Raw genomic sequence first — 8,391 nt, 5'->3', positions numbered from 1 at the left:
CGTACAAGCAGTAGGAGCCTACTTGTTGGGTGACTGCGTACCTTTTGTATAATGGGTCAGCGACTTATATTCTGTAGCGAGGTTAACCATTTAGGGGAGCCGTAGCGAAAGCGAGTCTTAACTGGGCGCTTAAGTTGCAGGGTATAGACCCGAAACCCGGTGATCTAGCCATGGGCAGGTTGAAGGTTGAGTAACATCAACTGGAGGACCGAACCCACTAACGTTGAAAAGTTAGGGGATGACCTGTGGCTAGGAGTGAAAGGCTAATCAAACCGGGAGATAGCTGGTTCTCCCCGAAATCTATTTAGGTAGAGCCTCGGACGAATACTTACGGGGGTAGAGCACTGTTAAGGCTAGGGGGTCATCCCGACTTACCAACCCTTTGCAAACTCCGAATACCGTAAAGTAATATCCGGGAGACACACGGCGGGTGCTAACGTCCGTCGTGGAGAGGGAAACAACCCAGACCGTCAGCTAAGGTCCCAAAGTGTATGTTAAGTGGGAAACGATGTGGGAAGGCTAAAACAGCTAGGAGGTTGGCTTAGAAGCAGCCACCCTTTAAAGAAAGCGTAATAGCTCACTAGTCGAGTCGGCCTGCGCGGAAGATGTAACGGGGCTAAACATACCACCGAAGCTACGGCTGCGAACTTAGTTCGCGGGGTAGGGGAGCGTTCTGTAAGTGGCTGAAGGTGTGCCGGGAGGCATGCTGGACATATCAGAAGTGCGAATGCTGACATGAGTAACGACAAGAGGAGTGAAAAACTCCTCCGCCGGAAGACCAAGGGTTCCTATCCCATGTTAATCAGGGTAGGGTGAGTCGACCCCTAAGGCGAGGCTGAAGAGCGTAGTCGATGGGAAACGGGTTAATATTCCCGTACTCGGTATGAATGCGATGGGGGGACGGAGCAGGCTAGGCAAGCATGGCGTTGGTTGTCCATGTGAAAGGCTGTAGGCTGGTGACTTAGGAAAATCCGGGTTGCCAAGGCTGAGAGTCGAGACGAGCCACTAAGGTGGTGAAGTTGTTGATGCCCTACTTCCAGGAAAAGCCTCTAAGCTTCAGTTCATACTGAATCGTACCCTAAACCGACACAGGTGGTCAGGTAGAGAATACTAAGGCGCTTGAGAGAACTCGGGTGAAGGAACTAGGCAAAATTGTACCGTAACTTCGGGAGAAGGTACGCTCTTGTTTGTGAAGGACTTGCTCTGTAAGCAAACGAGAGCCGCAGTGACCAGGTGGCTGGGACTGTTTATTAAAAACACAGCACTGTGCAAAATCGTAAGATGACGTATACGGTGTGACACCTGCCCGGTGCCGGAAGGTTAATTGATGGGGTTAGCTTAGGCGAAGCTCTTGATCGAAGCCCCGGTAAACGGCGGCCGTAACTATAACGGTCCTAAGGTAGCGAAATTCCTTGTCGGGTAAGTTCCGACCTGCACGAATGGTGTAACCATGGCCACGCTGTCTCCACCCGAGACTCAGTGAAATTGAAATCGCAGTGAAGATGCTGTGTACCCGCGGCTAGACGGAAAGACCCCGTGAACCTTTACTACAGCTTGGCACTGAACATTGACCCTACATGTGTAGGATAGGTGGGAGGCTTTGAAGCAGAGACGCTAGTTTCTGTGGAGCCGACCTTGAAATACCACCCTTGTAGTGTTGATGTTCTAACTTAGGCCCCTGAATCGGGGTTGAGGACAGTGCCTGGTGGGTAGTTTGACTGGGGCGGTCTCCTCCCAAAGAGTAACGGAGGAGCACGAAGGTTTGCTAAGTACGGTCGGACATCGTACGGTTAGTGTAATGGTAGAAGCAAGCTTAACTGCGAGACAGACACGTCGAGCAGGTACGAAAGTAGGTCATAGTGATCCGGTGGTTCTGAATGGAAGGGCCATCGCTCAACGGATAAAAGGTACTCCGGGGATAACAGGCTGATACCGCCCAAGAGTTCATATCGACGGCGGTGTTTGGCACCTCGATGTCGGCTCATCACATCCTGGGGCTGAAGTCGGTCCCAAGGGTATGGCTGTTCGCCATTTAAAGTGGTACGCGAGCTGGGTTTAGAACGTCGTGAGACAGTTCGGTCCCTATCTGCCGTGGGCGTTTGAGAATTGAGAGGGGCTGCTCCTAGTACGAGAGGACCGGAGTGGACGAACCGCTGGTGTTCGGGTTGTGATGCCAATTGCATTGCCCGGTAGCTACGTTCGGAACTGATAACCGCTGAAAGCATCTAAGCGGGAAGCAGGCCTCGAGATGAGTTCTCACTTTGACTTAGAGTCAACTGAAGGGCCGTTGAAGACTACAACGTTGATAGGCGAGATGTGGAAGTGCTGTGAGGCATTAAGCTAACTCGTACTAATTACCCGTGAGGCTTAACCATACAACGCCAAAGTGGTTTATAAGCGACAGAAGTTAATAGACTAAAGTAGACAAAAGAATTTAATAAGCTTTTTCCGGATTTACATTGATGAGGGAGACTTCATTGATGAACAGAATTTCCTGGTGACTATAGCGTTTTGGACCCACCTGACCCCATGCCGAACTCAGAAGTGAAACAAAACAGCGTCGATGATAGTGTGGATTACCCATGTGAAAGTAGAACATCGCCAGGGCCAAATAAGAGAAACCCGTTGCAGCAATGCGACGGGTTTTTTGCTGTTTGTGATTTAAAAACCTCGCGAGGTAAACTCGCTCCCACTCCCACCACAGTATCAGCACAGTACAACACGGTAGGAGATGGTTTACCCGCTGATGGGTTGCAATGAAGTTCCAGCAAAAAAACATGTACATCAAAACCCGTTTCAGCAATGTGATGGTTTTTTTGCTGTTTGGGATATAGAAAATCTCGCGAGGTAAACTCGCTCCCACCACCGTATCAGCATAGTGCAACATGGTGGGAGGCGGTTTATCAGCCCTAAATCTTAATAATCTATTTCTTATTGCATAGAGTCGCAGGTTGTGCTCTGAGGCACGGACTTCGCTTCTTGTTTAATACTGCTTAATTAATGCTATCAGCAAATACACTTAAAATATGTCGAATAAAGAAACATTTGCGATTTTTTTTGAGCTGTATATACTTACAGTAAATAAACCACTGTATGGAACACCAGTTAATGCGTCCTCTAACAAAACGACAAGAACAAATCTTTGAATTAATAAAAGTATTCATAAAAGATACTGGCATGCCTCCAACTCGTGCTGAAATAGCTGATGCTTTGGGTTTTAAGAGTGCAAATGCAGCGGAAGAACATCTTAAGGCGCTTGCGAAAAAGGGAGTTATTGAAATGGTCCCTGGTGCAAGCCGTGGGATTCGACTTGTAGAGGATGAATCAGAGCAACTTGGTTTACCTATTATCGGCCGTGTTGCTGCTGGTGAGCCTATTCTGGCAGAGCAACATGTAGAAAGTCACTGTAATGTAGATGCGAGCTTTTTTAAACCTAATGCTGATTACCTTTTGAGAGTTAATGGTATGAGCATGAAGGATATTGGCATTATGGATGGTGATCTGCTAGCGGTTCACAGCACTCAGGTGGCTGAAAATGGCCAAGTGATAGTAGCTCGTGTAGAAGAGGACGTGACTGTTAAACGCTTTGAAAAGAAAGGAAAGAAAGTTTTGTTGCATGCTGAGAATGAAGAGTTTAAAGCGATTGAAGTGGATCTAGAGCATCAAAATTTCTCCATTGAAGGGTTAGCTGTAGGTGTGATTAGAAGCGCTGACTGGATGTAGTTTATGAGAGCGAGCGTAGCGTTAAATATAAAGTTGCGCTTGCTTTAACTATATTTTGTTTAGAAAGTAATAATTAACTTTTCTAACTGTGTGAAAGTAAGATGATTATAGTGACTTTAATCATTTAGTAATATTTTTAGTTTTCTGATCTTTATACACTATTTTTCATCATTCTTCGTTTTACCTTCTATAATCCCTGTTTTGATTCTAAAGTCAGTCTTCTCAAAAATCTTGCAATTTGTTTGTTTTTTGACTAATTGGTTAATAGTCGTGCAGTAAGTCTATGTACAAATAGACAATATGACAGTCATCCAATAATAACAAAAGATAACTACGAGTTGTCTTGAAGGAGACGTCAAATGAAAATTTGTCGATTAGTTGTAGCATTCATCGCAGTGCTAATCGCCATGCCCTCACTTGCTAACAGCGCTTACAATATGAGGCAAGGCGTTACAGACATTAGTCATCAAGTGTATGAGCTTCACATGACCATATTTCTAATATGTTGCGTCATTGGAGTGATTGTATTTGGGATTATGTTTTGGGCGCTTATAAAACACAGAAAGTCAAAAGGCGTTGTTGCAGCGCAATTTCATGAAAGCACCAAAGTGGAAATACTTTGGACTGCTATTCCCTTCCTGATACTCATTGGTATGGCAATACCAGCTACAAAAACGCTTATTGCTATGGAAGATACGAGTAAAGCTGATCTGACCATTAAGGTCACAGGCTCTCAGTGGAAATGGCACTATGAGTACATGGGGCATGATGTTGAGTTCTATTCTTTACTCTCTACTCCGAAAGATGAAATTAGTGACCTTAAAGAAAAAAATGAAAATTACCTGCTTGAAGTCGATAAGCATTTAGTCATTCCCACCGATAGGAAAGTTCGCTTTTTGATGACCTCAGATGATGTCATCCATTCTTGGTGGGTGCCCGATTTTGCGGTGAAGAAGGATGCCAATCCGGGCTTTATAAATGAGGCATGGACTAAGGTAAACGATGAGGGAATTTATAGGGGGCAGTGTGCGGAATTATGTGGCAAAGATCACGGCTTTATGCCAGTCGTCGTCGAGGCTGTAAGTCCTGATAAATTTGATAGTTGGCTCAACTATGCTAAAGCCGAAAAAGCAAAGGCAGAAGCCGAGTCACAAGCAGTTGCCCAACAAACTCTTTCGAAACAAGAGTTAATGGAGGTCGGTGAACAAACTTACATGGCTTATTGTGCAGCTTGCCATCAACCTACGGGGCTTGGGCTACCAGGTGTCTTCCCTGCAATGAAAGGGAGTAAAGTCGTCACTGGAGATATTAAAGATCATATAGATATTTTGCTTTTAGGTCGTCCAGGAACTGCGATGCAATCTTTTGCAAAGCAATTAACAATCAAGCAGATCGCGGGGGTGATTACCTATAAAAGAAATAGCTGGGGTAATGACACAGGCGATGTTATTCAGCCAAGCCAAATACAGCGTGAGATAGATGCATTAGAGGAGAGTAAGTAATGAGTGCCATCGTAGAAGAACATTCACACCATACGGCTCCCAAAGGCTTAAAGCGCTGGCTGTTTACCACTAATCATAAAGACATTGGAACACTGTATTTATTGTTCTCACTAACCATGTTTTTAATTGGCGGTGCTATGGCGATGGTGATCCGAGCCGAGCTTTTCCAGCCTGGGTTACAGCTTGTAGATCCGCATTTTTTTAATCAAATGACGACAGTGCATGGACTAATAATGGTATTTGGCGCAGTAATGCCCGCATTTACTGGTCTTGCCAACTGGATGATCCCAATGATGATTGGTGCTCCTGATATGGCGCTACCGAGAATGAATAATTGGAGTTTTTGGATACTACCCTTTGCATTTGCAATTTTACTGATGTCATTATTTTTAGAAGGCGGTGGGCCTGCTTTCGGTTGGACTTTTTATGCGCCACTATCTACAACGTACAGCAATGACAATACCGCATTTTTTGTGTTTGCGATCCATATAATGGGCATTAGCTCTATTATGGGTGCTATCAACGTTATCGTGACCATAGTCAATCTTAGAGCTCCAGGTATGACATGGATGAAGTTGCCTTTATTTGTCTGGACTTGGCTGATAACTGCATTTCTTCTGATTGCTGTTATGCCTGTACTCGCTGGCGCTGTGACTATGGTATTGACCGACAAGTTCTTTGGAACGAGCTTTTTTGATGCAGCAGGTGGTGGTGATCCAGTTATGTTCCAGCATATATTCTGGTTCTTTGGCCATCCTGAAGTGTATATCATGATATTACCTGCTTTCGGCATAATCTCTACGATAGTACCGACATTTTCAAGAAAGAAACTGTTTGGCTACGCATCAATGGTTTATGCAACCGCTTCAATTGCACTGCTGTCGTTCGTCGTTTGGGCTCACCATATGTTTACAACCGGCATGCCTTTAGCTGCCGAGTTGTTTTTTATGTATGCAACTATGCTCATTTCAGTGCCTACTGGCGTTAAGGTTTTCAACTGGGTGGCTACAATGTGGCGAGGTGCCATTAGTTTTGAAGTGCCGATGCTTTTTGCCATTGCATTTATCGTACTTTTCACAATTGGTGGATTTTCCGGCTTGATGTTAGCGATTACACCCGCAGATTTCCAATATCACGATACCTACTTCGTTGTCGCGCATTTCCATTACGTGTTGGTCACAGGAGCTGTGTTTTCAATAATGGCCGCTGCATATTATTGGTTACCAAAGTGGACGGGGCACATGTTTGATATTAGATTGGCTAAATTTCACTTTTGGCTCTCCTTGGTTAGTGTGAACGTATTGTTCTTCCCAATGCACTTTGTTGGTCTTGCTGGCATGCCAAGGCGGATCCCTGATTATGCTCTACAGTTCGCTGATTTCAACGCGATCATTAGTATTGGAGGATTTGCTTTTGGTCTTTCTCAACTGTTGTTTGTTGCAGTAGTTTATAAATGTATAAAAGGTGGAGAACAGGCCCCTGGGAAAGTCTGGGATGGGGCAGAAGGATTAGAGTGGCAAATACCATCTCCTGCTCCTTATCATACCTTTTCAACGCCACCGGAGATTAAGTAATGCAACATGGACGCCTGCTTAAGAAGCTTATTTTGTTGACGCTAGGCATGTTTGCTTTTGCCTTTGCGCTGGTTCCTCTATACGACGTTTTTTGTGATGTCACAGGTCTAAATGGTAAGCCATCCATGGAAATCGCAAAGCAGAGCGAGTCAATTGCACAAAGTCGACAAGTAGATGTGAGCTTCACAACGCATAGTCAAAGCCAGGCGCCATTTAAGGTCGATGCAGTCGAGCATTCGGTTAGGGTTACACCAGGTAAGCTAACCGATGTCAAATTTATTGCAAAAAACTTGAGTGATAGTGAGCGTGTGTTGCAAGCGATCCCTTCAGTGTCCCCAGGGAAAGCTGCAAAGTATTTACACAAAATGGCCTGCTTTTGTTTTGATCAGCAACCAATGAAAGGCAAAGAAGAAGTTGAGTTTGTCTTGAGGTTCTATGTAGATACGGAGCTCCCAAGTGATGTTGAGGAACTCACGCTTTCATATACGTTGTTTGATATTACAGAACGAGTTAGCAAACAAGACAGTGATGGACTGAATATGCTAGCCGCTCTAGAGGAGTTCAAATATGAACCATGAACAAGAAAAATATTACGTGCCTGAGCAAAGTCCATGGCCAATCGTCGGGGCTTTTGCACTTTTCTTTATCGCTGTTGGCGCTGGCCTAACGATTATTCAACTTAAATCAAACAGTAATAGCGGAGTAATGCTACTGCTCGTGGGTATTGCTGTGCTGATCTATATGATTTTTGGTTGGTTCAGGAATGTGATCCAAGAATCTCAAACTGGACTATATTCGGCCCAAATGGATCGTTCGTTCAAGCAAGGAATGGGATGGTTTATCTTTTCCGAGGTTATGTTTTTTGCTGCTTTTTTTGGTGCACTTTTTTATGCACGAATGATAGCTGTGCCGTGGTTAGGCGGTGCAAGTAATAACGCCAGCACCAACGAGGTTTTATGGCCTCAATTTGAAGCTGTATGGCCATTGCTCACAACTCCAGATGGAACTGTCACTCAAGCAATGGGTTGGCAGGGACTTCCGCTGATCAATACGATTATTCTATTAGCATCATCAGTAACTCTTAGCTTTGCTCATGTAGCTTTAGAAAAAGAGCAACGGGCGAAAGTGAAGGCGTTCTTAGGATTAACAGTAGTACTTGGCGTCGCATTCTTAACCTTGCAAGTGGAAGAGTATATTCACGCTTATCAAGATCTAGGGTTAACTCTCCAGTCGGGGGTTTACGGTAATACATTCTTTCTACTGACAGGATTTCATGGCTTTCATGTCACACTTGGCGCGATCATTCTTTTTGTTATATGGATCAGGGTGTTGAAGGGGCACTTTACCGCTAAGAACCACTTTGCTTTTCAAGCTGGGGCTTGGTATTGGCATTTTGTTGATGTTGTTTGGTTGTGCCTGTTTGTATTTGTTTATGTGTTGTAACAACGGGTGAAGAGTGTAGTTTTATAAAGCCAAATTGAGCAGCAAGGCAGATTAGAAGTACGACAGCTATTGATGCATAAACTCTTTGTTGCAATAGCCTCGCCATCGACTCTTGTTGCTCTGACTTGAGCATGACTAGCATAGCTCTA

The 8,391-nt window shown here is 44.7% G+C and carries 6 protein-coding genes and 2 rRNA genes (1 of these 8 running past the window's edge); 7 read left to right on the top strand and 1 reads right to left on the bottom strand.

Going from position 1 to position 8,391, the window contains the following annotated elements:
- The 7 genes from JJQ94_RS22885 to JJQ94_RS22855 form a co-directional block, all read left to right on the top strand.
- Window positions 1-2,375, top strand: a 23S ribosomal RNA gene (locus JJQ94_RS22885) (it extends 509 nt beyond the left edge of the window).
- Window positions 2,376-2,493: 118 nt separating this feature from the next.
- Window positions 2,494-2,607: ribosomal RNA gene (gene rrf, locus JJQ94_RS22880) — 5S ribosomal RNA — on the top strand.
- Window positions 2,608-3,108: 501 nt separating this feature from the next.
- Window positions 3,109-3,723: a transcriptional repressor LexA gene (gene lexA, locus JJQ94_RS22875; RefSeq protein ID WP_039490834.1), complete on the top strand. Its 615-nt coding sequence runs from the start codon at window positions 3,109-3,111 to the stop codon at window positions 3,721-3,723.
- 359 nt (window positions 3,724-4,082) lie between these two features.
- On the top strand, window positions 4,083-5,225 hold the full coding sequence (gene coxB, locus JJQ94_RS22870) for a cytochrome c oxidase subunit II (protein WP_099031854.1): 1,143 nt from the start codon (window positions 4,083-4,085) through the stop codon (window positions 5,223-5,225).
- Window positions 5,225-6,799, top strand: coding sequence for a cytochrome c oxidase subunit I (gene ctaD / locus JJQ94_RS22865; protein ID WP_099031853.1), 1,575 nt, complete (start codon window positions 5,225-5,227; stop codon window positions 6,797-6,799). Before coxB ends, ctaD begins: the two co-directional genes overlap by 1 nt.
- Complete coding sequence (locus JJQ94_RS22860; protein WP_099031852.1) at window positions 6,799-7,377, top strand: cytochrome c oxidase assembly protein; 579 nt, start codon at window positions 6,799-6,801, stop codon at window positions 7,375-7,377. Before ctaD ends, JJQ94_RS22860 begins: the two co-directional genes overlap by 1 nt.
- Window positions 7,367-8,242 carry a cytochrome c oxidase subunit 3 gene (locus tag JJQ94_RS22855; RefSeq protein ID WP_099031851.1) on the top strand — a complete coding sequence of 292 codons (876 nt, stop codon included), beginning with the start codon at window positions 7,367-7,369 and terminating at the stop codon, window positions 8,240-8,242. Before JJQ94_RS22860 ends, JJQ94_RS22855 begins: the two co-directional genes overlap by 11 nt.
- On the opposite strand, the gene JJQ94_RS24460 is transcribed toward JJQ94_RS22855, so the two are convergent.
- Window positions 8,148-8,384 carry a DUF2909 domain-containing protein gene (locus JJQ94_RS24460; RefSeq protein WP_442793316.1) on the bottom strand — a complete coding sequence of 79 codons (237 nt, stop codon included), beginning with the start codon at window positions 8,382-8,384 and terminating at the stop codon, window positions 8,148-8,150. The genes JJQ94_RS22855 and JJQ94_RS24460 overlap by 95 nt on opposite strands.
- Window positions 8,385-8,391: the final 7 nt, after the last annotated feature.

Origin of the sequence: Pseudoalteromonas sp. GCY (assembly GCF_016695175.1) — a bacterium.
Classification (GTDB): Bacteria; Pseudomonadota; Gammaproteobacteria; order Enterobacterales; family Alteromonadaceae; genus Pseudoalteromonas.
Note: the sequence above shows the minus strand (reverse complement) of the source record. Positions and strands in the feature narration are given on the sequence as shown.

What these genes read in the sequence shown, in the direction of transcription:
- JJQ94_RS22855 (WP_099031851.1), top strand. Translation starts at nt 7,367, where the DNA reads ATGAACCATGAACAAGAAAAATATTACGTGCCTGAGCAAAGTCCATGG.
- lexA (WP_039490834.1), top strand. Translation starts at nt 3,109, where the DNA reads ATGCGTCCTCTAACAAAACGACAAGAACAAATCTTTGAATTAATAAAA.
- JJQ94_RS24460 (WP_442793316.1), bottom strand. Translation starts at nt 8,384, where the DNA reads ATGCTAGTCATGCTCAAGTCAGAGCAACAAGAGTCGATGGCGAGGCTA.
- coxB (WP_099031854.1), top strand. Translation starts at nt 4,083, where the DNA reads ATGAAAATTTGTCGATTAGTTGTAGCATTCATCGCAGTGCTAATCGCC.
- JJQ94_RS22860 (WP_099031852.1), top strand. Translation starts at nt 6,799, where the DNA reads ATGCAACATGGACGCCTGCTTAAGAAGCTTATTTTGTTGACGCTAGGC.
- ctaD (WP_099031853.1), top strand. Translation starts at nt 5,225, where the DNA reads ATGAGTGCCATCGTAGAAGAACATTCACACCATACGGCTCCCAAAGGC.